The organism is Streptomyces formicae (assembly GCF_002556545.1).
Taxonomy (GTDB): Bacteria; Actinomycetota; Actinomycetes; order Streptomycetales; family Streptomycetaceae; genus Streptomyces; species Streptomyces formicae_A.
Genome location: NZ_CP022685.1, coordinates 7,984,545 through 8,009,963 on the forward strand (window position 1 = coordinate 7,984,545; position 25,419 = coordinate 8,009,963).

A 25,419-nucleotide genomic window follows, 5' to 3' on the forward strand; every position below is an offset into this window, starting at 1 on the left:
GCGGCCGCCTCTCGCGCGGCGACCCCGCCGGTGCCTCGCGCCTCAGACCAGCCCGGTCCCCGGCCGGTGGTCCGGATCCGCGCCGCTGATGTCGGCGAGCGCGGACGTCGGGTCCTGGGTGAGCGCCAGATCGCCGAGGCTCACCATGCCCACCGGGCGGCCGTTCTCCACGACGGGCAGCCTGCGCACCGCGTGGTCGCGCATCAGCGCGACCGCGGCCGGTACCGCGTCGTCGGGAGCCACCACCACCGGGTTGGGCGTGCAGACCGCCTGCGCGCTGACCGTCAGCGGGTCGGCCCCGTCGGCGACGGCGCGCAGCGCGATGTCCCGGTCGGTGAGCACACCGAGGATCTGGCCTTCCGTGGCGACGAGCACGTTGCCGATGTCCTGCGCGCGCATGAGCTGCGCCGCTTCCACGAGAGAGGCGTCGGGACGTACCGCCACGACACCGGTCGTCATGACGTCCCTTACGAAATCAGCCATGATATGGCCCTTCCTGCGTGCGTGCGTTCGTTCTTGAGCGTCACCCGCCCGCAGTACCCCTGTGCCTCCGGGCTATGCCCGCACCCGCGGAGGTTTGCCGCGTGCCGAGGGGGAGACCCGGTGCGCGACACCCCCCGACACGCTGGGAGGGCAGGGGTCATGGCGGTACTCGCTGTATGCATCCCACCAGTCATGCTGGGCGTGGTCCTGGCACTCGGCCGGTACGAGGAGTTGCTGCTGCCGCCCGCACGGAACCCGGACGAGACGGACGGTGCACGGCGTCACGCCCGCCACGCCCGCCACGCCGCGTGACGCGGCAGCACACGGTGCCGCTCCGGGGCGCATGACCGGGGCGGCACCGTCGCGCCCGGCCGCTGGGGGCCGCCCTCGGCGCCCTTCCGGGCGTCCGGCAGGACCCGCAGGAAACCTCGCGGTGTTTGTCAGCACAAGTGCTGGGCAGGCGAAGGAGAGTGCTTCGGACAGGAGGCACGTCCGTGGGAGTGGCGGTTGAGTCAACCCCGGGTGTGCCTCGTCGTTTTCCGACTTGTGCACGAACTCCCACGGTGACCGTCCAGTCAAGGCACGCACCTATTGAGGGAGTTGCGACGCACCATGCGATCCCACACGACCACCGTCCCGGCGACCAGGAACGCGACCACCGTCCCCGCCAGGACCAAGCGGCATCCGCACGACGACGCCCCGGACACCACGGCCGCCTTCGAGCAGCTCGTCGAGATGGAGGACGGACCCGAGCGGGACACCCTGCGCCAGGAAGTCGTCGAGGTCTGGCTGCCCATGTCCGAGCGTCTCGCGGGGCGCTTCCGCAATCGGGGCGAGTCCCTGGACGACCTGCGCCAGGTCGCGGCCCTCGGGCTCGTCAAGGCAGTGGACCGCTATGACCCCCGCCGCGGCACCGCGTTCGAGAGCTACGCCGTACCGACCGTCACCGGTGAGATCAAGCGGCACTTCCGCGACCACATGTGGACCCTGCACGTGCCGCGCCGCGTCCAGGACCTGCGCAACCGCGTGCGCTTCGCCCGCCAGGACCTCGCCCAGACGGTCTCGGGGCGCGCCCCGACGATCGCCGAGATCGCCGAACACGCGCAGATGAGCGAGGAGGACGCGAAGGCGGGGCTCGAGGCGCTCGACAGCTTCACCGCCCTCTCCCTCGACGCGGAACTCCCGGGCAGCGAGGACGGCTACTCGCTGAGCGACGCCCTCGGCGGGCCCGACCCCGCGCTCGACGTCGTCATCGACCGCGAGGCCGTCAAGCCGCGCATCGCGCAGTTGCCCGAGCGCGAACGCACCATCCTCTACATGCGGTTCTTCGGCGACATGACCCAGAGCAGCATCGCCGACGAGATGGGCATCTCGCAGATGCACGTCTCGCGGCTGATCAGCCGCTGCTGCGACCGGCTGCGCGACCAGGTGATGCGGGACGCCGCGTAACGCGCGAGGCCCCGCCGCACGACGCGCGGCGGCCCCCGTTCTCCTTCTCAACGGGGGCCGCCGCCGTGCTGGACGACGCGTGCGATGGGGTCGTGCGAAGGGCGCTTCGGCCGCGTCAGGCGGCGTTCCGGGTCTCCTCCTTGGCGGGCACCTCCCGCGGCTCGGCCTTGGGGGCGCGGCGGTGCCGGAGCCAGCGGACGCCCTCGTGCAGCAGGGTGACCGAGAAGGCGATGCCGAGGCCGAGCGCGACACCGTACAGCGGGGTGTCCTCGAAGGCGGCGCCGCCCACGTAGCCGAGGCAGGCCGAGTAGATGGCCCAGGACGACGCGGCGATCGCGTCGAAGAAGGTGAAGGAGCGGCGCGGGAAGCCGGTGGCGCCGGTGGTGAGCGTCGCCGCCGTGCGGCCGCCGGGGATGTAGCGGGCGACGACGAGGACGAGGCCGCCGCGCTCCTCCAGCATCTTGCCCACCCGGTCGTACGCCTTGCGGCTGCGGCTCTCCGGCTTGAGTTTGGCGAAGATCTTCTGTCCGGACGCGCGCCCGATCCAATAGGAGATGTGGTCACCCGTGAAGGCGCCGAGCGCGGCCACGACGATCACGAGCACGAGCTGGGGATCGCCGGTCGAGGCGGCGAACACTCCCAGGGTGATCACCAGCGTCTCGCTGGGGACCACCGGGAAGAAGCCGTCCAGTGCGGCGATGCCGAAGAGCACCACGTACACCCACGGAGAGGTGACGAAGCCTTCGACTGCATGGATGATCGCGTCGTTCATGACAGCCAGCGTAGGAATCGGGACCCGCCCCGCGCTGCGCACGATCGGCACGACTTACCCCCGACTTTCGTCGAGTGCCGGGCGGCCCGCCGCACTCCTTAAGGAGGAGCCCGACCCTCACCCGGCCGGGGGGCGAGCGCGCGCGGGAGGGTCGCGGTCGCGCTCTGATGGGCTCGTACGGCCAGGTCCTGGGTACGCACAGTCGCGAAGGGACGGAAAGCCACGTGAGCGCACGGAGGTACGCATGCGGCGGACGGACCCCGAAGGGCGCGGGCCCGTCCGGTACGGGCCGCCCCCGCCGGAGCCGGGCCTTCCGGTGCTGCCCGAAGTGGCGGCGGCCGCCGCGGCCGCCGCGGGCAGGTCCCACGGCGAACCCCCGGGCGGCGGCCCCGTACTCCTCGACGCCGCCTGCGGCTACTGGTCCCGGCGCGGGCTGCCCGCCGAACGCGACCACGTCGTCGCGGCCCCCGGCGCCCCCGCACTGCTGCTCGCCCTGACCGCGGCCCTCGGCGGCGACGTCCTGCTGCCCCGGCCCTGCCCGGCCTGGTGGGCGCCCCAGGCGCGGCTGCTCGGCCGCGCGGTCTACCACGTGCCGACCCCCGCGGAGTGCGGCGGCGTCCCCGACCCGTACGCGCTCCTGGAGACCGTCCGCCGCGTCCGCGCCGAGGGCGGCAGACCCCGGCTCCTCGTGCTCTCCGTCGCCGACGACCCGACCGCCACCGTGCCGCCTCCCGAAGTGCTGCACGAGGCCGTCGAAGCGGCCGCCGACGAGGGTCTGCACGTGATCAGCGACGAGACGTGGCGCGACACCCTGCACCGGCCCCGCGACACCGTCCTGATCGGACCCGCGGAGATGGACCACGCGCGCGTGACGGTCCTCTCCGACCTCTCGGGCGCCTTCCTGCCCCCGGCGCTGCCCGCGGCCGTGGCGCGCTTCCCCGCCACCGCGGCGGGCAGCGCGCTGCGGGCCCGCACCCTGGACGTCCTCGCGGCGCTCGGCGCCGTGCCCGGGGGCCCGGCCGCCGCGGCCGCGGCGTACGCGCTCGGGGAGCCGGACGAGATCGGCGATCGCCTCACCTCGGCCGTCCGCCTGCACGCGCGCGTGGCCGCCGCCGCGCAGCGCGCCGTGCTCGCGGCGGGTGCCCTGGCCAGGCCCCCGCAGGCGGGTCGGCACCTCTACGCCGACCTCGGCCCGCTGCGCCCCGCGCTCGCCGCGCGCGGTGTCGCCGACGCGCAGGACCTGGAGGACTTCCTCGGTGACCGGCTCGGCATGCCCGCACCCGGCGGCCACCGCTTCGGCGACGAGATCGACGCCCTGCGCGTACGCCTGACCACGGGGCCGCTGCTCGGTTCGACACCGGACGAGCGCATGGCGTCCCTCGCCGCACCCGACCCACTGGAATTGCCGCATGTGGAACGGGCGTTGAGCAGGTTCGGATCGGCCTTCGACGATCTCCGCGCAGAAGCCCAGCGAATGGAGCCTCCTCGGTGACCCAGCAGGCGCAACAGACGCAGCAGATGCAGCAGGCGCAAGAGGCGCAGCGAGTGCAGCAGGCACAGCAGGCGCAGCAGGCGCAAGAGGTGCAGAGGAGCCAGCAGCAGGTGGCCTCCCCGCCGCACGCGCCGTCCCCGCCGCACACGCCCTCCCCGCCGCGGGCGCCCGGCGGGAGCCGCCGGTGGCCGAAGTCGTTCGCCGACCGGCTGACCGCCCCGTTGCCAGGGCTCCGCGCCTTCGCGCGCTTCGCCCGCGAGGGCGCCCTGCGGCCGCGCCCCGACGGGCTGGCGGACATCCAGAGACTGCCCTTCGACCCCGGCCCGCTGCCGCGCGTCGACGCGGACACCGTCGCCGTCACCTGGGCGGGACACGCCAGTTGGGTGCTGCGCGTCGGCGGGCTCACCGTCCTCACCGACCCCGTCTGGTCCCGCAAGATCCTCGGCACCCCGGCCCGGGTCACTCCGGTGGGTGTCGCCTGGAGCGCCCTGCCGCGCGTCGACGCGGTCGTCATCAGCCACAACCACTACGACCACCTGGACGCCCCGACCCTGCGCAGAATCCCCAGGGACACCCCGGTCTTCGTGCCCGCGGGACTCGGCCGCTGGTTCACCCGCCGCCGCTTCAGCGAGGTCACCGAACTCGACTGGTGGGAGGGGGCCGAACTGGGCGGAGTGCGCTTCGACTTCGTGCCCGCGCACCACTGGTCCAAGCGGAGCCTCCTCGACACGTGCCGCACGCTGTGGGGCGGCTGGGTGCTCACCGACGCGCGAGGGCAGCGGGTCTACTTCGCGGGCGACACCGGATACGGCCACTGGTTCGAACGGATCGGTGCCCGCTACCCCGGCATCGACCTGGCGCTGCTGCCGATCGGCGCGTACGACCCGCGCTGGTGGCTCAGCGACGTGCACTGCGACCCGGAGGAGGCGGTCCGCGCCGCCACCGACCTCGGGGCGCGGCGGATGGCCCCCATGCACTGGGGCACGTTCCTGCTCTCCGCCGAGCCGGTGCTCGAACCGCTCACCAGGGTGCGTACGGCATGGGAGAAGGCGGGCCTGCCGCGCGAGGACCTGTGGGACCTGCCGGTGGGGGCGTCGCGGGTGCTCGCCGCCTGAGATCTCCTGGCCCGGGGCTGGCCCGGAGCTGGCCCGGGGCGCCGGGCCAGGAGAGCCTGGCGCTAGGCCGTGTGCCCCCGGAGCCTGCGCCACACCGCGGGCGCCACGCTGATCAGGACCGTCAGGCCGATGGCCAGCGCGACGCCCTGCCACGGCTCCTTGAACAGGGAGCCGCCCAGGATGCCGATCAGCTGGTACGTCGCGGCCCAGGCCAGACACGCGGGCGCGTTGCCGCGCGCGAACCTGCGCAGCGGCATCTTCGCCATCAGGCACGCCAGCATCACCGGGATCCGGCCCGCGGGGACGAGCCGGGACAGCACGAGGACGAGGACGCCGTGGTCGTCGAGCTTCTCCTGCGCCTGCCGCAGCCGCTCCTCCGGCGCCCGGTCGCGGATCGCCGCGAGCCAGCGCGAGCCGTTCTTCGACCGCATGCCGCGCCGCCCGAGCCAGTACAGACCCATGTCGCCGATGAACGCCGCGAGCGCCGCGACGCCGAAGACGATCAGCAGCGAGAACGGCGAGGTCTGGTGGAAGGCGACCACCGCCGCCGAACTCACCAGCGCGCCCGTCGGCACCACGGGCACCAGCGCACCGATGACCACCAGCAGGAACAGCGAGGGGTAGCCCGCCGCCTGCTGCGTGCTCTCCGGCGTCACATGGGAGGCCGCCGCCCACATCACTTGGCGACCTCCGGCCGGACCCGCTCGCCGTGCGCCAGCCGGTGCACGCTCACCTCCGGCGCGAGACGGGCCGCCTGGCGCACGAACTCCTGGCCCGGCGCGTGGAACTCATGGGGGCGCACGGCGTCCATCCCGATCGGCCAGTACGTGCCGTAGTGCACCGGGATCGCGCTGCGGGGCGCGATCCGGGCGAGTGCTTCGGCGGCGCGGGAGGGGTTCAGGTGGCCGTGGCCGAGGTAGGGGCCCCAGCCGCCGACGGGCAGCAGTGCCACGTCGACCTCGCCGACCTCTGCCGCCATGTCGTCGAAGAGGCCGGTGTCACCGGCGAAGTAGGTGCGGGCCTCTCCGTGCACGACGAAACCCAGTGCGGGGGAGAGGTGTGGTCCGAGCGGCAGTCGCCGTCCGTCGTGCTGCGCGGGGACCACGCGGACGACGAGGTCGGCGATGCGGACCTCGTCGCCCGGCGCGACCTCGGTGAAGCGCAGTTGGGGCAGTCTGCGGGTCAGTCCTGGTACCGAGCGCGCGGCCCCGCGCGGGATGAGCGCGCGCGTGCCGGGCGTGAGCCGCGCGAGCGACGGTACGTGCAGATGATCGGCGTGCAGATGCGAAAGGAGCACGACGTCGGCGACGGCGGCGCCCGGTGGTGGCGGTGCGCCCCTGCGGCGCCGCAGGTGCGCCAGGCGGCGCGCGAACAGGGGGTCGGTCAGTACGCGGACGCCCGAGTCCTCGACCGTGCAGGTGGCGTGGCCCCACCATGTGACCTCGACGGGCACCCGGTTCCTCCTTCGTGCGACTGTCTCCGAGCCTACGGCCAGGAGTAGTGTCCATGGCTGACGCAGAGGTGAGCAGAGGTGAGGGGGACACCATGGAAGACGCCGCGGGCATCGGCGTCGGCGTCGGGATCGGCGCCGGAATCGTTCCCGGCACCGGCATCGCCGTGGTGCGGGTCGCGGCGATCGCCAGCCTGACGCCCCTGGAGGAGCTGGAGGCCGACCCCTTCCTCGTCGACTCCCGCAGCCAGCACGCGATGTGCGCGCGGTGGGCGGCCGAACGGGGTTACGTGGTCACGCGCGAACTCGTCGTACGGGGACTGCGCGCCGACCACGCCGTGCTGTGGGGGGACGTCGAGGCGGGCCTCGTGGACCTCTTCGTCGTACCGAGCCGACGCGTCCTCGAGCGGGCGCTGCGCTCCGCCGACGAGTTCACCGCGGAGTGTGCGCGCAGGGGGGTGCGGGTCGAGACGGCGGGGCTCGCGGAGCCTGCGTACGACTCGGAGATGAAGGCGCATGTGCATCGGCGGCTTTCCATGCCTACGGCGGGGTACGACGGGCGCTGACGCGCCGTGACTCTCACCCGCACCCACCCACGTCCCTACCGCCCCGCACCGCTTTTCCCCACCCACCCGGTGATGCCCCTCGCCCCCCACCCCGCCGCTCCGCGCCGCCCCCTCTCGGCCCCGCGGCTGCTGCCCTCCTGCTCGTCCCGCCCCCCCATACCCTGCCGCTCCGCGGCGCTCTCTCCCACCCGCCCGCCCGGTCATGCCCCTCGGCCCCGCCCACTCCCACCCGCCGCTCCGCAGCGTCCCCCCCGCTCCGTGGCTGCTGTCGGCGCTCCGCCACCCCGCCGCGCCGCGACGGGTCTCCCGCACGGAGGGGTCGCCGCGGAGCGGCGGAGAGTGGGACGACGGTGCCGAGGTACGCAACGGGGCGGGCGGGTGGGGAAAAGCGCCGCGGAGCGGCGGGGAATGGGAGGGGCGCGGCGAACCGGAGGGAAGCAGCCACGGGGCCGAGAGGGGAACGGAGGGCGCGCTGGTCGGAGGGGGCAGTGGGGCGGCGGGGCAGTGGGGTGGCGGGGTGGTGGAGCGCCGGGGTGGGGGGACCGTGGAGAGGGGCGGGGATCTTGGTGGGGGGAGGGGGTGTGGGAGGGTGGTGTCCGGTTCGGGTGGAAACGTGAGGTGGCGCGGCGTGGGGCAAGAGCGATGGCGCAGAGTCGGCAGCACGCTCTGGCGCGTGGTGGCCGTATGGGCCGTCAGCACGCTGACGATGCTCGTACTCGCCGGCATCCTGCCGGACTTCAAGCTCCAGTCCGACGACGGCGACAGCGCCACCCGCATCGCCGTCACCGCCGCCCTCGGCGCCGGTGCCTTCGGCGTGCTGTCGGCCGTGGTGTGGCCGCTCCTCGTGCGTGCGCTGCTCCTCGTACCCGCTCTGGTTCTCGGGCTGCTCGCCTTCTTCCTCAACGGGTCCCTGCTGCTCGTCGCCCTGCGGCTGATCCCCGAGGGGCGGGGCGAGGTCGGCGTGGAGACCGCCGTCGTCGTGGCCGCCGTGATGTCCGCCGTCGCGTCCGCCACCGGCGGCGCGCTCGCCGTCCGGGACGACGACGCCTACCGGCGACGGCTCTACCGGCTCGCCGACCGCAGGCGCAGACGGCGCAGCGACCGTGCCGAAGAGCGGAGCGGCGGGCCCGTCACGCCCGGCACCGTGTTCATCCAGCTCGACGGCGTCGGCCACGACGTCCTGCGCGACGCGGTCGACAAGGGCCTCATGCCGACCGTCGCGGGCTGGCTGGGCGAGGGGAAGGGCGGCGCCACGCACCGGCTCACCCCGTGGCGCACCGACTGGTCCAGCCAGACCGGCGCCAGCCAGCTCGGCATCCTGCACGGCTCCAACCACGACGTGCCCGCCTTCCGGTGGTACGAGAAGGACACCGGCGAGGTCATGGTCAGCAACCGGCCCGCCTCCGCCGCGGAGCTGCAGCGCCGCGCGATCGAGCGCACCGGCGACGGCGGCCTCCTCACCGTGGACGGCGCGAGCCGCGGCAACCTCTTCAGCGGCGGCGCCGAGCAACTGGCCCTCGTGCTGTCCATCGCGGCGCGGCGAGGCAAGGAGAACCGGTCGCGGGCCGGGTACTTCGCGTACTTCTCCGACCCCGCCAACGCCGTACGCACCGCGCTCTCCTTCGTCGCCGAGGTCTTCAGGGAGATCGGCGAGTCGACGCGGGCCCGCGTCAAGCGGCGGCGGCCGCGCGTCGGCCGTGGCGGGCTCTATCCGTTCATCCGCGCCTTCGCGACCGTCGTCGAGCGGGACGTCGTGGTCGCCGCCGTCATAGGGGACATGCTCGCCGGGCGCAGCGCGGTCTACGCGGACCTGGTCGCCTACGACGAGGTGGCGCACCACTCCGGGCCCACGGGACCCGACGTGGAGAAGGTGCTCGCGCGCCTCGACCGCTCGCTCGCGCTGCTCGCGCAGGTCGCCGAGCACGCCCCGCGCGCGTACCGGATCGTGCTCCTCTCCGACCACGGGCAGAGCCCGGGCGAGACCTTCCGCGCGCGGTACGGGCTGACCCTCGGCGACCTGGTGCGGGCGGGCTGCGGGCTGCCCGTGCCGCGCAGGGCGCCGCGCACGCACAGCGGCGCCGAGGCCAGGGCGACCGTGCGGGCCGCGCTGCGCCGCCCGGTCGAGGAGGGTGCCGACGAGCGGCGTCCCGCGCGCCGCGCCGAGCCGATCGTGCTGGCCTCGGGCAACCTCGGCCTGGTCTCCTTCCCCGACGTGCCGCACCGCATGACCCGCGAGGAGATCGACCGGCGGCATCCCGCGCTGCTGCCCACGCTCGCCAACCATCCCGGCATCGGCTTCCTGCTCGTCCGCAGCGCGGAGCGCGGTCCCGTGGTCCTCGGGGCGCGCGGCGTCGAGGTGTACCTGGCGGAGGAGCCCGCCGACCTCGGGCCGCTCGCCGACTTCGGGCCCGGCGCCCTGGAGGCCGTGCGGCGCACGGACGGCTTTCCGCACACCGCCGACATCATGGTCAACTCCTGGTACGACCCGGTGGAGGGCGAGGTGCTCGCCTTCGAGGAGCAGGTCGGCTCGCACGGCGGCCTCGGCGGGGCGCAGGCCAGGCCGTTCCTGCTCTCGCCGCTCGCGCTGTCCGAGCCGGTGGCGCCGGGGCAGGAGCTGGTCGGCGCCGAGCAGGTCCACCACGTACTGCGGTGCTGGCTCGGCGAGGACCTGGGGCCGGAGGTGCCCGTGGCCGACGTGCGCCCGGCAGGGGCGGAGAACCCGCAGGTCACGGCGTGCGAAGCCGTCGCGGAGGCTGCGGTTCCGGTGGACGATTCCCCGCGGAATGCCCCCGGCGGCACAGCATTTGCGGCCGCCGACACCGCCGTGCAGGACAAAACACACTGATTTGGTGGAGCGTCCGCCGTGCCCGACCATGGCTTCCGCTCGGCGATCCCGGGCGACCCGGCACGACGAGAGGCGCACCACCCCATGCACGACACCGGAACCGCCCCGCAGTCGGATCCGGCCCTCGAACAGGGAGAAGGCCAGGAAGCGCAGAGCAGGCACGCCCGGCGCTTCGGCCTTCCGATCGCCACCTGCCTCGTCATGGGCAACATCATCGGCGGCGGCATCTTCCTGCTCCCGGCCTCCGTCGCCCCGTTCGGCACCATCAGCCTGGTCGCCTTCGCCGTCCTGACCGCGGGCGCCATCGCGCTGGCCCTGGTCTTCGGACGCCTCGCCGAACGTGACCCGCGCACCGGCGGGCCCTATGTGTACGCGCGGGCGGCCTTCGGCGACTTCGCGGGCTTCCTGGCCGCCTGGTCGTACTGGATCACCACCTGGGTGTCGAACGCGGCGCTCGCCGTCGCGGCCGTCGGATACCTGGACGTCCTGATCCCCGTCAACGACCACAAGTGGTCCGCCTGTCTGGCCGCCCTCGTGCTGCAACTCCTGCCCGCGCTGGCCAACTTCGCGGGTACTCGCTACGTCGGCGCGGTCCAACTGGTCGCGACCGTACTGAAGTTCCTGCCGCTGCTGCTCGTCGCGATCGGCGGGCTCTTCTTCTTCGACAGCGCCAACCTCGGGCCCTTCCAGGCGAGCAACGACAGCCCGATGGGGGCGGTTTCGGCGGCCGCCGCGATCCTGCTCTTCTCCTACCTGGGCGTCGAGTCGGCGGCCGTCAGCGCGGGCGAGGTCCGCGACCCGCGCCGCAACGTCGGGCGCGCCACCATCCTCGGCACCCTCGGCGCCGCCGTCGTCTATCTGCTCGGCACCCTCGCCGTGTTCGGGACGGTCGCCCACGACAAGCTGATGACGTCCACCGCGCCCTTCTCGGACGCCGTCGACGTCATGTTCGGCGGCTCCTGGGGCGGCACCGCGGTCGCCTTCGCCGCGCTGATCTCGATGGTCGGCGCCCTCAACGGCTGGACGCTGCTCAGCGCCCAGACGCCGTACGCGGCCGCCAAGGACGGGCTCTTCCCGAGCGCGTTCGGCAGGAAGAAGCGCGGCGTGCCGACCGTCGGCGTCCTGGTCACCGTCGTCCTCGCCTCGCTGCTCACCGTCTACAACTACACGGCGGGCTCGTCGGGCGTCTTCGAGTCGCTCGTCCTGATCACCACGTTCACCGCGACCGTGCCCTATCTCCTCGCCACCGCCGCGCAGATCTACTTCCTGGTCTCGGGACAGCGCGAGCGCGTCAACCGCGGCCGTCTGGTGCGGGACGCCGTGCTCGCCGGTGTCGCGTTCGCGTTCGCGATGTGGCTCGTCGCCGGGTCGGGCTACGCGGCCGTCTACCAGGGCGTGCTGTTCCTCTTCGTGGGCGTGCTCGTCTACGCGTGGATGGCGGCCCGCAAGCAGCGGGCCGCCACCTCGAACGGCTGACCTCGGGTGCCGGTGGTCGCGGCTACCTCGCCAGCGGCGCGACGACCCAGCGCTGCGTGCGGAACATGCTGTCCCGCTCGCCGATCTCGATCAGCTTGCGGGCCGCGGGGTACGCCTCGTTGCCCTCCACCTCGTAGCCGACCTCGAACGTGCCCGGCACGTCCTTGACCTCGGGCTGACGCTGCTGCGCCGCGCCCTGGACGCTCTCGCCCGCGGTGACCGCCGCGAGCTCGGCGAGCAGCCTGCGCTGCGCCGCGTCGAGCGCCTTGCGCGGGTCGCGCTCCAGCGGCGCGGCCGTCGCCTTGCCGCCCTTGGGCGGCGGCGGTGAGACCTCCGTGCTCGGCTCGCGCGTGACGCCGGTGGCCTTGCGCGTGGCGATCTGCGACTGGACGACGGTGCCGTCGTTGTCCAGGCCCACCCGGATCAGGCCCCGCCCCGGCGTGATGACGGGCACGCCGTCGAAGACCTGGCGGAACGTCACGTGCGTCTGCAGGGACACCGGGCGCCCGACCTCGGAGCCGTCCTTGGTGCCGGAGTTCTGCATCAGGTCGTGCACGCTGTCGACGACGAGCTCGGCGCCCTCGGCGTACTGCTCGGCGAAGGCGCGCGCCGCCTCGATCGCCCGGTCGGTGGGCAGTTGCTGGGTGTTGCGGTGGTTGGGCTCGGCGAGCTTGATCCAGCGGTTGCCGCCGGGGGCGGTGGAGATGACGCGGTCGCCGGAGGTCGCGTTGATGACGCCCTGGCGTTCGACCTGCACCTCCTGGAGCGCGGCCGTCGGGAACCCGGCCTGGCGGCCCAGGTCGGTCAGTTCCGCGCTCGGGTCGCGGGGCGCGAGCTGGACGATCTGCTGCGGGCCCGGGAGCTGGGTGAGCGGCTCCCTGACGCCTTCGCGCGCGTAGTACCAGCGCCACGCGTACCAGGTGTCCGGCACGTGGTCCCGGTAGAAGTTGCGTTCGGTGTTGAGCCGGTTGACGGCCTCGGCCTGGGTGGTGCCGACCGCGGCGACGGAGGGCGCCTGGCCGTGGTAGATGTCCCAGCTCGCGTTCAGCCACGCGTCGCAGTACGTCTGCCCGGCCCGCCACTTCTCCCAGAACTTCTTGCCGTAGTCGCCGCTGTCGATGCTGGTGGTCTCGAACCCGAAGATCATCCGGAAGCCGATGTTGGGACCGGCCCAGGTGCGGATCGGGGAGTGGCCGCCGGTGACCTTGAGCGAGTCGCAGGTCGACCAGAAGACGTAGTTGGCCTTCTCGTTGCCGAGCGCCATCCGGTTGGAGATCGCGTCGCTGCGGCCGTCCCAGACGGCGCCGAGTGGCGCGAAGAAGACGCCGTTGCCGTCCATGCCGCCGTGCCCGGAGTGGTACACGGCGCACACCGCGTCCATGCCGTAGCGGTCCTGCCAGTTGTCGTACGTCTCCTCGTACGCCCACACCTGCGCGCCGCCGTCGGCGAACCAGAAGTTGCGGTCGTAGAACTGCTGGAGGTACGCCAGCCAGCCGGTGGCATCCTCGTGCGTGTGGTAGAGCGTCGCCTGGTTGACGAACTTCTGGATGCTGAAGGCACCCCACCAGCCGAAGGTCGAGTCGCGGTCGCCCGCCGCACCGGGCTTCTCCGGTTCCAGTGGAGACGGACCGCGGTCCGAGTAGTTCATGCGCATGGCCATACCCCCTGAGAGGATCTCCTCGTTCCGTGCGCGAGGGGGCCTCAAAGTGTCACCGCCGACGACCTTTGCCCAGTTGCCATTCCGGCCATTGAGCCCTTGTCACGCCCCTGTTCTCGCACCTCAGAGGCATCTTTGGCGCGTCGGCCGACACAACTTGTTCGTATCGGCCGAGGCGCACCTGCGCTGCCCGCTCGAACATCTCCCGGGCCGCTGCTGCGCCCCGCGCGGCCCGATTTCATCCGGAGTGTGATCGGATGGTGCCCACGGAACTTCCGATCACGGAACCGCACTGAAGGGAACTGCATCGTGGCAACCACGCGCTCCGCGCACACGGTCTGGGAAGGCTCGCTGACGGAGGGGTCGGGCACCGTCACCTTCGACTCCTCCGGCATCGGGGAGCAGGCGGTGTCCTGGCCGTCGCGCGCCGAGGAGGCGAACGGCAAGACCAGCCCGGAGGAGCTGATCGCGGCCGCGCACTCCAGCTGCTTCTCCATGGCCCTCTCGCACGGCCTCACCGGCGCGGGCACCCCGCCCACCCGCCTCACCACGTCCGCCGACGTGACCTTCCAGCCGGGCACCGGCATCACCGGCATCCACCTCACCGTCGAGGGCACCGTGCCGGGACTCGACGAGGCCGCCTTCACCTCGGCCGCCGAGGACGCCAAGGCCAACTGCCCGGTGAGCCAGGCGCTCACGGGCACGACCATCACGCTCTCGGCCAAGCTGGCCTGACGCGACTCCTGTTGACCGTGCCGCCGTCCCGATGGGGCGGCGGCATCGTCATGTCCGGGGGTTGACAAGAGCCCGCTCAAGTTTTGTGATGGAGGACGGAGTAGACCTGGATACGGGGGACTTGGGCTCGCGGCGGAAGGGACTGGACCATGGCACGTGCGGTCGGGATCGATCTCGGGACGACGAACTCAGTGGTGGCCGTGCTGGAGGGCGGTGAGCCCACCGTCGTCGTCAACGCGGAGGGGGCGCGCACCACGCCCTCGGTCGTCGCGTTCGCGAAGAGCGGCGACGTCCTGGTGGGCGAGGTCGCCAAGCGACAGGCGGTCACGAACGTGGAGCGGACCGCGCGCTCCGTCAAACGCCACATGGGCGACAGCGGTTGGCGCTTCCCGGAGAGCGGCTCCGTGGACGGCACCCGCTACACCGCGCAGGAGCTGTCCGCGCGCGTCCTGCAGAAGCTCAAGCGGGACGCCGAGTCCTACCTCGGGGAGGACGTCACCGACGCGGTCGTCACCGTGCCCGCGTACTTCGACGACACCCAGCGCCAGGCCACCAAGGAGGCCGGAGAGATCGCGGGCCTGAACGTCCTGCGCATCATCAACGAGCCGACGGCGGCGGCCCTCGCGTACGGCCTGGACAAGGGCGACGACCAGACCGTGCTCGTCTTCGACCTCGGCGGCGGCACCTTCGACGTCTCCCTCCTGGAGATGGGTGACGGCGTCATCGAGGTCAAGGCCACCAACGGCGACACCCAGCTCGGCGGCGACGACTGGGACCAGCGGATCGTCGAGCACCTCGTGCGGCAGTTCAAGAACGGGCACGGCGTGGACCTCGCCAAGGACAAGATGGCGCTCCAACGCCTGCGCGAGGGCGCGGAGAAGGCGAAGATCGAGCTGTCGTCGTCGAGTGAGACGGACATCAACCTGCCCTACATCACCGCGTCCGCCGAGGGCCCGCTGCACCTGGCCGAGAAGCTGACGCGCGCTCAGTTCCAGGAGCTCACGGCGGACTTGCTCGACCGCTGCAAGCAGCCCTTCCACCAGGCGGTCAAGGACGCGGGCATCAAGCTGTCCGCGGTCGACCACGTGATCCTGGTCGGCGGCTCCACGCGCATGCCCGCGGTGAGCGAACTGGTCAGGGAACTCACCGGCAAGGACCCGCACAAGGGCGTCAACCCCGACGAGGTGGTGGCACTCGGCGCGGCCCTCCAGGCCGGGGTGATCCGCGGCGACGTGAAGGACGTGCTGCTGCTCGACGTGACCCCGCTGTCCCTCGGCATCGAGACCAAGGGCGGCATCATGACCAAGCTCATCGAGCGCAACACCACGATCCCCACCAAGCGTTCGGAGACCTTCTCGACCGCCGAGGACAACCAGCCCTCGGTGGGCATCCAGGTCTTCCAGGGCGAGCGGGAGATCGCCGCGTACAACAAGAAGCTCGGCGTCTTCGACCTCACGGGACTGCCGCCCGCCCCGCGCGGCGTCCCCAAGATCGAGGTCACCTTCGACATCGACGCCAACGGAATCATGCACGTGTCCGCGAAGGACGAGGCCACCGGGCGCGAGCAGCGCATGACGGTGACCGGCGGTTCCGCGCTGCCCAAGGACGACATCAACCGCATGGTTCGCGAGGCCGAGGAGCACGCGGAGGAGGACCGCAGGCGCCGCGAGGCCGCGGAGACCCGCAACCAGGCGGAGCAGCTCGTCTACCAGACCGAGCGGTTCCTGCGCGACAACGAGGAGCGCGTGCCCGCCGACACGAAGAGCGAAGTGGAGGCGGCGGCCGCCGAGTTGAAGGAGCTCCTCAAGAACAGGCCGGACGACACCGCGGCCCTGCGCACCGGCGCCGAGAAGCTCGCCTCCGTCAGCCAGAAGATGGGTCAGGCGATGTACGCGAGTTCCGGCGGGGGCGCCTCGGACCAACAGACGCCCTCGGAGTCCACCGCTGAGGAGGGCGTGGTGGACGCGGAGATCGTGGACGAGGACGACAAGAGGGCCCCGTAAGGGGCGCGGGGAACTGCGCGCTCAGCCACGAACGACCCGCAGTCGACGTCACGAATCAGCCCGCTCCCACCCCCTCCGATCAGGCCGGGCCCCGACCCGCTTGGGGTCCCGGCTCCGATACACCACGTACGGCCGGAAGAGATACTGAACCGGCGCGCTGAACATGTGGATCAGCCGAGTGAAGGGCAGCAGCGCGAACAGCAGCAGCCCGATCACCGCGTGGATCTGGAAGGTCAGCGGGACGCCCACCATCCGGTCGACGTCCGGCTGGAGCGTGAACAGGCTGCGGGCCCAGGGCGCGATGCTCTCGCGGTAGTTGTAGCCCTCCTCCAGGCCGGAGTTGGTGAGCTTGGCCCACATGCCCATGACGATCGCAGCGAGCAGCACGACGTACATCAGCTTGTCGTTGGCGGTGGTCGCGCGGAAGACCGGCGCCTTGGTGCGGCGCCGGTAGAGCAGCATCAGGATGCCGAGCACGGCGAGCGCGCCCGCCGCCGTGCCGCCCCACAGCGACAGCTTGTGGTAGGCGCTCTCGGTCAGGCCGACCTTGTCCGTCCACGACTCCGGCACGAACAGGCCCATGAGGTGGCCCACGAGGACGAAGAGGATGCCGTAGTGGAACATCGGCGAGGCGATGTTGAGGAGCTTGGACTCGTAGACCTGCGAGGAGCGGGTCGTCCAGCCGAACTTGTCGTAGCGGTAGCGCCAGACGACGCCCGCGACGAGCAGGACGAAGGCGACGTAGGGGAGCGCGCCCCACAGCAGCGTGTTCATGAGGGACGCTCCCCGATGAGTGCGAAGGGTTCCATGCCGCCGAACGGTTCGAGTCCGACGTCCTCGCGCGGCGGCCCCGAGCGGGCCAGGGCCAGCGCCTCCGCGCGGTCCTTGGGCGTGGGTCCGGGCAGCGAGGCGCAGACGGCGTCGAGGACGGCGGCGTACGGCGTGCCGAAGTCGGTCAGGGCCAGGCGGAGGAGTTCGATGCCGCTGCGGTTCTCGGTGAGCAGCACCGGGCCCGCGTGCGCGGAGAACTCCAGGACCGCGGGCAGGAAGTCCGGCAGCTCCTCGCCGCTGAACTCCAGGCCGTGCTCGCGGTAGACCTCCTTGAAGCGCACCAGGGCCATGCCGCGCCGCCGGGTGTCGCCGTCCCGCCACCAGCTCAGATAGAGGCTGTGCCGGTTCTTGAAGTCGAAGACCTGGACGTAGTGCGCGGCAAGCTCGCGCTGCCCTGTCGACTCGGCGTGGTCCAGGAAGCAGGTCAGCTCCGCGGGCGCCGCCGCCCTCAGCAGCGGAAGCCGCGCGCGGAACTCGTCGTCCGGATAGGCCAGGCAGAGCGCCGCCGCCTGGTAGAGCACCGCGTGGCGCGTCACTTGTCGTCCTCCCTGGCCGCGTGGGCCTCCTCGGCCGCGCTCGGCTGTTCGTCGGCGGTCTGCCGGGCCCGCAGCGCGTGGAAGTTCTCGATGGTCACCAGCGGCAGCTGCTTGCGTCCCGAGTCCTGCCCGAAGGGGCCCTCGCCGCCCATGCCGGGCCCGTCCTCGTAGTCGAGGCTGCACGAGTCGGGCAGCGCCGACTCCTCCAGGCGCCGGGCGTCGCCGACCGCGGCGGTGGGGATGACGTACCGGTCCTCGTACTTGGCGATGGCGAGCAGCCGGTACATCTCCTCGATCTCCCGCGCCGACATGCCCACCGAATGGGCGACCGAACTGTCGGGCGTGTCCCCGAGGTTGATGGCCCGCATGTGCGCCCGCATCGCCGCGAGCTTCTCGAGCGAGGAGCGCACCGGGCCGACGTCACCGGCCGTGAAGATCTCCGCGAGGTATTCGAGGGGGATGCGCAGGGTGTCGATCGCGCCGAAGAGGTTGTCCAGGTCCTCGCCGTCGTGGCCGGTCTCGCTCAGCGCGTCCACCACGGGGGAGAGCGGCGGGATGTACCAGACCATCGGCATCGTGCGGTACTCCGGGTGCAGCGGAAGCGCCACCTTGTACGTGCTGATCAGCGCGTGCACCGGGGAGCGGCGGGCCGCCTCCAGCCAGTCGTAGGAGATCCCCGAGCGCTCGGCGTCCCTGCGCACCTCGGGGTCGTCCGGATCGAGGAAGACCCCCAACTGGGCCTCGTACAACTTGTGTTCGTCCGGCTCCGAGGCCGCAGCCGTCACCTTGTCGGGGTCGTAGAGGATCACCCCGAGGTAGCGCAGGCGCCCCACGCAGGTCTCCGAGCAGACGGTGGGCAGGCCCACCTCGACGCGTGGATAGCACATCGTGCACTTCTCGGCCTTGCCGGTGCGGTGGTTGAAGTACACCTTCTTGTACGGGCAGCCCGTCACGCACTTGCGCCAGCCGCGGCAGTGGTCCTGGTCGACCAGGACGATGCCGTCCTCCTCGCGCTTGTACATCGCGCCGGACGGGCAGGACGCCACGCACGCCGGGTTCAGACAGTGCTCGCAGATCCGCGGCAGATAGAACATGAAGGTCTGCTCGAAGGTGAACTTCACTTTGTCGGCGGCCTGTTGGCGGGTCTTGGCGACCATCGGGTCCAGGTCGCCGTGCTCGGTGGCGCCGCCGAGGTTGTCGTCCCAGTTCGACGACCACTCGATCTTTATCGGCTTGCCGGAGATCAGCGAGCGCGGTTCGGCCACCGGGTAGTCGTCGCCGAGCGGGGCGTCGGTGAGGTTCTTGTACTCGTACGTCCAGGGCTCGTAGTAGTCCTTGATCTCCGGCAGCTTGGGGTTGGAGAAGATCTCCAGGAGGGACTTGATCCGCCCGCCGTTCTTCAGCTTGAGCGCGCCGCGCTTGTTCAGCTCCCAGCCGCCGCGCCACTTCTCCTGGTCCTCGTAGCGGCGCGGATAACCCTGGCCAGGGCGGGTCTCGACGTTGTTGAACCAGACGTACTCCATGCCGTCGCGGTTGGTCCACGCCTGCTTGCAGGTGACCGAACAGGTGTGACACCCGATGCACTTGTCGAGGTTCATCACCATCGCGATCTGCGCCATCACACGTCGTTGGGTGGCTTCGCCACGGGGCATCAGTACTGCACCTCCTGGCTGCGGCGGCGGATGACCGTCACCTCGTCGCGCTGGTTGCCCGTCGGGCCCAGGTAGTTGAACGCCCACGACAACTGCGCGTAACCGCCGATGAGATGGGACGGTTTGAGGATGAGCCGGGTCAGCGAGTTGTGGATGCCGCCGCGCTTTCCCGTGGTCTCCGTCTTGGGGACGTTCACCGTGCGCTCCTGCGCGTGGTGCATGTAGACCGTGCCCGCGGGCATCCGGTGCGAGACGATCGCGCGCGCCACCACCACGCCGTTCCTGTTGACCGCCTCGATCCAGTCGTTGTCCCTGACGCCGATCGCTTCGGCGTCCTGCGGCGCCATCCAGATGCACTGGCCGCCGCGCGAGAGCGAGAGCATGAACAGGTTGTCCTGGTACTCGGAGTGGATCGACCACTTGTTGTGCGGCGTGAGGTAACGGACCGTCACCTCCTTCTCGCCGTCCGGCCCCAGGCGCGGTTCGTTGAAGAGCCGGTTCATGTCCAGGGGCGGCCGGTAGACAGGCATCGCCTCGCCCAGTTCGTGCATCCAGTCGTGGTCGATGAAGAAGTGCTGGCGTCCGGTGAGGGTGTGCCAGGGCTTGAGGTGCTCGGTGTTGAGCGTGAAGGCCGTGTAGCGGCGCCCGCCCGACTCGCTGCCGCTCCACTCCGGCGAGGTGATCACGGGGACGGGGGCGGCCTGCGTGTCCGCGTACGTGATGCGCTTGCCCTCGTGCTCGGCGGCGAGGTGCGCCATCTCCTGGCCCGTGCGCGCCTCGAGGGTGTGGAAGCCCTGTGTGGCGAGGCGCCCGTTGGTCGTGCCGGACAGGGCGAGGATGGTGTTGGCCGCCTTCACCGCGGTGTCCAGGGCGGGCCGTCCTGCGGCGGGACCGCCGCGTACGACGCCGTTGCGCTCCTTGAGTTCCTCGACCTCCTGGTCGGGGTGGAAGGAGATGCCCTTGACCGGCAGCCCGAGCTTCTCCACGAGCGGCCCGAGCGAGGCGAACTTCGCGCCGATCGCGGTGTAGTCGCGCTCCACGACCGCCAGGTTCGGCATGGTCCTGCCGGGGATCGCCTCGCACTCGCCCTTGCGCCAGTCCAGGACGACCCCGCCGGGCTGCGCGGTCTCGCCGATTGTGTCGTGCTGGAGCGCGGTGGCGACGACGTCCTTGCGTACGCCGAGGTGGTCGACCGAGAGTTCGCTCAGCCGGTCGGCGATCACGCGGAAGGTGTCGAAGTCGGTGCGGGCCTGCCAGGGCGGGTCGACGGCCGGGGTGAAGGAGTGCACGTAGGGGTGCATGTCCGTGGTCGAGAGGTCGTGCTTCTCGTACCAGGTGGCGGCCGGGAGCACCACGTCGGAGAGCAGCGTCGACGAGGTCTGGCGGAAGTCGAGCGAGACGAGCAGGTCCAGCTTGCCCTCGGGGGCCTCGGCACGCCACGTCACCGTGGAGGGGCGCTCGTGCGGGGCCGCTTCCTCGGCGCGCAGCGAGGAGTGCGTGCCGAGCAGGTGTTTGGTGAAGTACTCGGCGCCCTTGGCGGAGGAGCCGAGGAGGTTGGCGCGCCACAGGGTGAGGACGCGCGGCCAGTTCTCCGGCGCGTCGGGGTCCTCGCAGGCGAACTTGAGGGTGCCCGCCTTGAGTTCGTCCACGACGTTGGCGACCGGGTCGCTCGTGGTGTCGCCGAGGTCGAGGGAGTTGCGGTCGAACGTCGGGTACGACGGCATCCAGCCGGAGCGTGCCGAGAGCGCCAGGCAGTCGGCGCCCGTCATGCCCGTGAACCGGCCCTCGCCAAGCGGCGAGGCGAGCACGTCCGCCGCGAACTTGTCGTAGCGCCACTGGTCGGTGTTGAGGAACCAGTACGCGGCGCCGATCATCTGGCGCGGCGGCCTGCTCCAGTCGTTGGCGCTCGCGAGCGTCGCCCAGCCGGTGGAAGGACGGCACTTCTCCTGCCCCACGTAGTGCGCCCAGCCGCCGCCGTTGCGGCCCTGACAGCCGGTGAGCTGGAGCAGCGCGAGGAAGGCGCGGTAGATCGTCTCGGAGTGGAACCAGTGGTTGGTGCCCGCGCCCATCAGGATCATGCAGCGGCCGCGTGACTTCTCCGCCGTCCGCGCGAACTCCCGCGCGATCTTCACGCACTTTGCGGCGGGGACGGAGGTGTGCGCCTCCTGCCAGGCGGGCGTGCCGGGCGCTTCGGCGTCCTCGTAGGACGCGGGCCACTCGCCGGGCAGCCCCTCGCGCGCCACGCCGTACTGCGCGAGCAGCAGGTCGAAGACCGTCGTGACGAGCGGTCCGTCCTGCCCGCCGAGCCGCGTGGCGGGAACGCCGCGACGCACCACCTCGCCGCGCCCCTGTCCGTGCGTGCCGCCCTCGGTGTCGAAGCGCGGCAGCAGCACCTCGGTGCCCGCCGCGACGTCGGAGCCGTGCAGGGTCAGGACCGGCTCGATGTCGCCGAGTTCGAGGTTCCACCTGCCCTTGCCCGACTCGGTCCAGCGGAAGCCGAGCGAGCCGTTGGGGACGGCGGGCCGCCCGGTGTTCTCGTCGAGCACGGCCGTCTTCCACTCGCCGCCCTCGCCGTCCTCGCCGAGGTCGGTGGCGCGCAGGAACTTCGAGGGGACGTACGCCCCGTCGCGCTCGGTCAGCGTCACCAGGAAGGGCAGGTCGGTGAACTTCCGTACGTAGTCCGTGAAGAAGTCCGTCCGCCGGTCGACGAAGAACTCCTTGAGGATCACGTGCCCCATCGCGATGGCGAGCGCCCCGTCGGTGCCCGGGTGCGGATGCAGCCACTCGTCGGCGAACTTGGCGTTGTCGGCGTAGTCGGGCGCGACGACCACGACCTTCTGGCCCCGGTAGCGCGCCTCCGCCATCCAGTGCGCGTCGGGCGTCCGCGTCACCGGGACGTTCGAGCCCCACATCATCAGATACGCGGCGTCCCACCAGTCGCCGGACTCCGGCACGTCGGTCTGGTCGCCGAAGACCTGCGGCGAGGCCACCGGGAGATCCGCGTACCAGTCGTAGAACGACAGCATCGGCGCGCCGATGAGCCCCATGAAGCGGGCGCCGGCCGCGTGCGACACCATCGACATCGCGGGGATGGGGGAGAAGCCCGCGACGCGGTCGGGGCCGTACGTCTTGATGGTGTGGACGTGCGCGGCCGCGATGATCTCGACGGCCTCGTCCCACGTCGCCCGCACCAGACCGCCCTTGCCCCGCGCCCGCTGGTAGCGCGCCCGGCGTTCGGGGTCGCCCTGGATGTCGGCCCAGGCAAGGACGGGATCCCCGAGCCGGGACTTCGCCTCGCGGTACATCTCCAGGAGCACGCCGCGCAGATACGGGTAGCGGACGCGGGTGGGGGAGTACGTGTACCAGGAGAACGCGGCGCCCCGTGGGCAGCCGCGCGGCTCGTACTCGGGGCGGTCGGGGCCCACGCTCGGATAGTCCGTCTGCTGGGTCTCCCAGGTGATGATGCCGTCCTTGACGTACACCTTCCAGCGGCAGGAGCCGGTGCAGTTCACGCCGTGCGTGGAGTTCACGACCTTGTCGTGGCTCCACCGGTCGCGGTAGAAGGCGTCCGCGTCCCGGCCCCCGGTGAGCCCGATGCTGTGCAGGTCGGGGGCGGTGGTGCCGCGCCGGAAGAACTTGCCCGCCCGCAACAGGGCGGCGGCGGGCTCGGTCGTCTCTGTCACCGTGGAGCTCCCTAGGTCTGCCTTCCCACGAACGTAGGCGCGGGTGACAGCGAGCACCTGTCGGCAGCGGCCGTACGGGTTGTGGGGGAGGGGCGGGGGCCGCCGCATTACCCGTGACGTAATCGACCACCCGCAGCGAGCCCGGGAGAGTGGTCCCACCGGATCCGGTCCGGCGCACTCCGGCCCGGATCCGGGACCAGGAACCGCCCCTTCCCCTGTATGGAGGCTGATCCCCCATGTCCGCGTTCCAGCTCACCGCCCTGGCCCGCACCACCGACCCGCGGACGATGCTGCGCCGCTTCCTCGCCCTCGACGCGGTCGTGACCGCGGGCAACGGGCTCGCCTACGCCGCCGCGTCGGGACCCCTCGGACGCTTCCTCGGCGTCGACGCGGGGCTGCTGCTCACCCTCGGCGTCTTCCTGACCCTGTACGCCGCGGGCGTCGGCTTCCTCGCCGCGCGCAAGAGTCCGCCGGTCCTGCCCGTCCGGGCGGTGATCGAGCTGAACGCGGCCTGGGCGGTGCTCAGCTTCGTCGCCCTCGCGATCTGGCTCTCGCCCGGCACGGCGGGCGCCGTGTGGATCCCGTTGCAGGCCGTCACGGTCGGCGGTTTCGCCGCGCTCCAGTACGCGGCGCTACGCACCACGCGGGCCGGGCGCTAGGACATCATCGACTGGAGGTACTTCGACGTCGCCGGGTCGGCCGGGAGCAGTGTCTCGATGGCCAGCTCGGCGACCGTCACGTCCATCGGGGTGTTGAACGTCGAGATGGACGAGATGAAGGAGAGGACCTGGCCCTCGTGCTCGACGCGCAGGGGCAGCGCGAAGTACGGCACGTCCGTGTCGGCGTCGAAGGCGTCGACCCCCGGGTCCGCCACCGGATAGGCGGCCACCTCGTCGTACACGGCACGCAGCGCGTCGGAGCGCTGCAGCGCGATCTGCCGCTCCATCTGGTGCAGCAGGTGCCCGCGCCACTCCCGCAGATTGCGGATCCGCGGGGCGAGGCCCTCCGGGTGGAGGGTGAGCCGCATCGCGTTCAGCGGCTGCGCCGCGAGGAGGTGCTCGGGCAGGCCGTCGAGCAGCGCGGCGAGACCGCGGTTCGCCGCGATCACGTCGTACGTCGCGTCGACGACCAGCGCCGGATACGGCTCGTAGCCGGTCAGGAGCCGGTCGAGGCTCTCGCGCAGCGCGCCCATCGACGGGTCGTCCAGCGGGGTCTCGCGGAAGCGCGGCGCGTAACCGGCGGACAGGAGCAGGGAGTTGCGCTCGCGCATCGGTACGTCGAGGTGCTCGGCGAGCCGGAGCAGGAACTCCTCGCTCGGCCGCGACCTGCCGGTCTCCACGAAGCTGATGTGCCGTGCCGACGAATCGGCGCGCAGGGCCAGTTCCAGCTGGCTGACGCGGCGGCGCTCGCGCCAGCCGCGCAGCAGGGGGCCCACTGCGGACGTGTTCCCCCGGGCGCTGCCCCGGGCATTCCCCTTGAGGGACGCGGCGGTTGTCATACCTAGACGGTAATCGAAAGCGGGTGTGGCAAGGTGAGCCGCGGACGTGCGTCGTGCCGTGCGGACCCCGGGCCTGCCGCCGTGCCGGACCCGGACGACCAGGAAGGAAGCGTGGCTCATGACCCCCGAACCGCTTTCGCAGAAGGAGATCGAGGACCGGCTCGCCGAGCTGCCGGGCTGGTCGCTGGACGGCGACAGGATCGGCCGCTCGTACCGGCTCGGCTCGCACTTCGCGGCGACCGCCCTGGTCGTCCACATCGCGCAGACCCAGGAAGAGCTCGGTCACCATTCCGACCTGACGCTCGGGTACAACACCGTCGCGCTGTCCGTGCACACGCACAGCGCGAACGGCGCGCTCACCGACCTCGACTTCGAACTCGCCCGCAGGGTCGAGGCGTTGGCGCCCGGCCACGGCGCGGAATGACGTCGATGCTCGACTACAGCAAAGAGGCCGACCGCTACGACGCGTCGCGCGGCGGCGAGCCCCGCGCGGCGGCCGCGGCGGACGCCGTCGTCGGCCTGCTGCCCCCGGACACCGCCACCCTCCTGGACGTGGCCTGCGGCACCGGCCTCGTCACGCGGCGCCTCGCCGCGCGGCCGGGCCTTCGGGTGACCGGGGTCGACGCGGCGTACCGGATGGCCCGGATGGCGGCGGGCCGGGTGCCGGGCTCCGTGGTGCTCGGCGACAGCCGCAGCCTCCCCTTCCCCGACGGCACGTTCGACGCCGTCAGCACGGTGTGGCTGCTGCACCTGCTGTCCGGCGCCGAGGAGACGTCGGCCGTCGTCGCCGAGTGCGCGCGGGTGCTGCGGCCCGGCGGGACCCTCGTCACCACTGTCGACAAGGCCACGTCGCACGACGTGGGCAGCGACATCGACGCGGTGCTCGCGCCCCGCCCGATACGACCCGCCGTGGACCGCGCCGAAGACGTCGAGGCGTGCGCGGCCGCGCACGGCCTCACGCCCGCGGGTCACTCCCGGTTCCGGGGCCACGGGCAGGGCCGCTCGCCCCGCTCCACGGTGGACGACCTGCGCCGCGGCTGGTTCACCCAGATCGCCCCCGAAGGGCCGCTCGCCGAGCGGTTCGCCGCGGGGCTCGCGGAACTGCCCGACCAGGAAGTGCCGCGCCCCGACCCGTGGTTCACCCTGCTGGCGTTCAGGAAGGGCGGCGGCTGACGC

At 72.0% G+C, this 25,419-nt stretch carries 21 protein-coding genes; 11 read left to right on the forward strand and 10 right to left on the reverse strand.

Features of this window, described 5'->3' with window-relative positions; all coding sequences use genetic code 11:
- Positions 1-42: 42 nt before the first annotated feature.
- Positions 43-483, reverse strand: coding sequence for a CBS domain-containing protein (locus KY5_RS34790; RefSeq protein ID WP_098245927.1), 441 nt, complete (start codon positions 481-483; stop codon positions 43-45).
- A 612-nt stretch (positions 484-1,095) separates the two neighbouring features.
- Between KY5_RS34790 and KY5_RS34795 the strand changes: the two genes are divergently transcribed.
- Entirely contained in the window at positions 1,096-1,932 is an 837-nt protein-coding gene (locus KY5_RS34795) for an RNA polymerase sigma factor SigF (RefSeq protein WP_098245928.1), read from the forward strand.
- A 115-nt stretch (positions 1,933-2,047) separates the two neighbouring features.
- Here KY5_RS34795 and KY5_RS34800 read toward each other — a convergent pair whose 3' ends face one another.
- On the reverse strand, positions 2,048-2,704 hold the full coding sequence (locus tag KY5_RS34800) for a DedA family protein (RefSeq protein WP_098245929.1): 657 nt from the start codon (positions 2,702-2,704) through the stop codon (positions 2,048-2,050).
- 244 nt (positions 2,705-2,948) lie between these two features.
- Here KY5_RS34800 and KY5_RS34805 point away from each other — a divergent pair, with 244 nt between their 5' ends.
- Together KY5_RS34805 and KY5_RS34810 are read left to right on the forward strand one after the other, a co-directional pair.
- A complete protein-coding gene (locus KY5_RS34805; RefSeq protein WP_098245930.1) occupies positions 2,949-4,196 on the forward strand; it encodes an aminotransferase class I/II-fold pyridoxal phosphate-dependent enzyme in 1,248 nt (415 codons plus the stop codon).
- 26 nt (positions 4,197-4,222) lie between these two features.
- On the forward strand, positions 4,223-5,311 hold the full coding sequence (locus KY5_RS34810) for an MBL fold metallo-hydrolase (protein ID WP_098247677.1): 1,089 nt from the start codon (positions 4,223-4,225) through the stop codon (positions 5,309-5,311).
- A 62-nt stretch (positions 5,312-5,373) separates the two neighbouring features.
- Here the strand turns inward: KY5_RS34810 and KY5_RS34815 are convergent, their stop codons facing one another.
- Together KY5_RS34815 and KY5_RS34820 are read right to left on the reverse strand one after the other, a co-directional pair.
- A complete protein-coding gene (locus tag KY5_RS34815; protein ID WP_098245931.1) occupies positions 5,374-5,988 on the reverse strand; it encodes a DedA family protein in 615 nt (204 codons plus the stop codon).
- On the reverse strand, positions 5,988-6,764 hold the full coding sequence (locus KY5_RS34820; RefSeq protein ID WP_098245932.1) for an MBL fold metallo-hydrolase: 777 nt from the start codon (positions 6,762-6,764) through the stop codon (positions 5,988-5,990). The genes KY5_RS34815 and KY5_RS34820 overlap by 1 nt, the downstream gene beginning before the upstream one ends.
- A gap of 158 nt (positions 6,765-6,922) precedes the next feature.
- On the opposite strand from KY5_RS34820, the gene KY5_RS34825 reads away from it, so the two are divergent.
- The 3 genes from KY5_RS34825 to KY5_RS34835 all read left to right on the forward strand — a co-directional run bounded on the left by KY5_RS34825 (position 6,923) and on the right by KY5_RS34835 (position 11,648).
- On the forward strand, positions 6,923-7,327 hold the full coding sequence (locus KY5_RS34825) for a hypothetical protein (RefSeq protein WP_098247678.1): 405 nt from the start codon (positions 6,923-6,925) through the stop codon (positions 7,325-7,327).
- 628 nt (positions 7,328-7,955) lie between these two features.
- Complete coding sequence (locus KY5_RS34830; protein WP_098245933.1) at positions 7,956-10,172, forward strand: phage holin family protein; 2,217 nt, start codon at positions 7,956-7,958, stop codon at positions 10,170-10,172.
- An 84-nt stretch (positions 10,173-10,256) separates the two neighbouring features.
- On the forward strand, positions 10,257-11,648 hold the full coding sequence (locus KY5_RS34835) for an amino acid permease (RefSeq protein ID WP_098245934.1): 1,392 nt from the start codon (positions 10,257-10,259) through the stop codon (positions 11,646-11,648).
- Positions 11,649-11,670: 22 nt separating this feature from the next.
- Here KY5_RS34835 and KY5_RS34840 read toward each other — a convergent pair whose 3' ends face one another.
- Positions 11,671-13,296, reverse strand: a complete 1,626-nt coding sequence (locus KY5_RS34840) for a DUF6345 domain-containing protein (RefSeq protein ID WP_234363007.1) — start codon at positions 13,294-13,296, stop codon at positions 11,671-11,673.
- Between the two features lie 318 nt (positions 13,297-13,614).
- Here KY5_RS34840 and KY5_RS34845 point away from each other — a divergent pair, with 318 nt between their 5' ends.
- Both KY5_RS34845 and dnaK read left to right on the forward strand, forming a co-directional pair.
- The gene (locus KY5_RS34845) at positions 13,615-14,040 is read left to right on the forward strand and encodes an OsmC family protein (protein WP_055555944.1); all 426 of its coding nucleotides are present in this window, start codon (positions 13,615-13,617) and stop codon (positions 14,038-14,040) included.
- A 149-nt stretch (positions 14,041-14,189) separates the two neighbouring features.
- Complete coding sequence (gene dnaK, locus KY5_RS34850) at positions 14,190-16,043, forward strand: molecular chaperone DnaK (RefSeq protein ID WP_098245935.1); 1,854 nt, start codon at positions 14,190-14,192, stop codon at positions 16,041-16,043.
- 48 nt (positions 16,044-16,091) lie between these two features.
- Here dnaK and narI read toward each other — a convergent pair whose 3' ends face one another.
- Genes narI through KY5_RS34870 form a run of 4 tightly spaced genes read right to left on the reverse strand, consistent with a single transcriptional unit; the run spans position 16,092 to position 22,853 of the window.
- Positions 16,092-16,817, reverse strand: coding sequence for a respiratory nitrate reductase subunit gamma (narI, locus tag KY5_RS34855; RefSeq protein ID WP_098245936.1), 726 nt, complete (start codon positions 16,815-16,817; stop codon positions 16,092-16,094).
- Complete coding sequence (gene narJ, locus KY5_RS34860; RefSeq protein WP_098245937.1) at positions 16,814-17,410, reverse strand: nitrate reductase molybdenum cofactor assembly chaperone; 597 nt, start codon at positions 17,408-17,410, stop codon at positions 16,814-16,816. The genes narI and narJ overlap by 4 nt, the downstream gene beginning before the upstream one ends.
- Positions 17,407-19,062, reverse strand: a complete 1,656-nt coding sequence (gene narH / locus KY5_RS34865; protein ID WP_234363008.1) for a nitrate reductase subunit beta — start codon at positions 19,060-19,062, stop codon at positions 17,407-17,409. The genes narJ and narH overlap by 4 nt, the downstream gene beginning before the upstream one ends.
- Positions 19,062-22,853 (reverse strand): nitrate reductase subunit alpha, encoded by a 3,792-nt coding sequence (locus KY5_RS34870; RefSeq protein ID WP_418952840.1) that lies wholly within the window; start codon positions 22,851-22,853, stop codon positions 19,062-19,064. The genes narH and KY5_RS34870 overlap by 1 nt, the downstream gene beginning before the upstream one ends.
- 128 nt (positions 22,854-22,981) lie before the next feature.
- Here KY5_RS34870 and KY5_RS34875 point away from each other — a divergent pair, with 128 nt between their 5' ends.
- Positions 22,982-23,404: a hypothetical protein gene (locus tag KY5_RS34875; protein ID WP_098245940.1), complete on the forward strand. Its 423-nt coding sequence runs from the start codon at positions 22,982-22,984 to the stop codon at positions 23,402-23,404.
- Here the strand turns inward: KY5_RS34875 and KY5_RS34880 are convergent.
- Entirely contained in the window at positions 23,401-24,243 is an 843-nt protein-coding gene (locus tag KY5_RS34880) for a helix-turn-helix domain-containing protein (protein WP_098245941.1), read from the reverse strand. The genes KY5_RS34875 and KY5_RS34880 overlap by 4 nt on opposite strands.
- A 118-nt stretch (positions 24,244-24,361) precedes the next feature.
- Between KY5_RS34880 and KY5_RS34885 the strand changes: the two genes are divergently transcribed.
- Complete coding sequence (locus KY5_RS34885) at positions 24,362-24,667, forward strand: 4a-hydroxytetrahydrobiopterin dehydratase (RefSeq protein WP_098245942.1); 306 nt, start codon at positions 24,362-24,364, stop codon at positions 24,665-24,667.
- 5 nt (positions 24,668-24,672) lie between these two features.
- Positions 24,673-25,416 carry a class I SAM-dependent methyltransferase gene (locus tag KY5_RS34890; protein ID WP_098245943.1) on the forward strand — a complete coding sequence of 248 codons (744 nt, stop codon included), beginning with the start codon at positions 24,673-24,675 and terminating at the stop codon, positions 25,414-25,416.
- Positions 25,417-25,419: the final 3 nt, after the last annotated feature.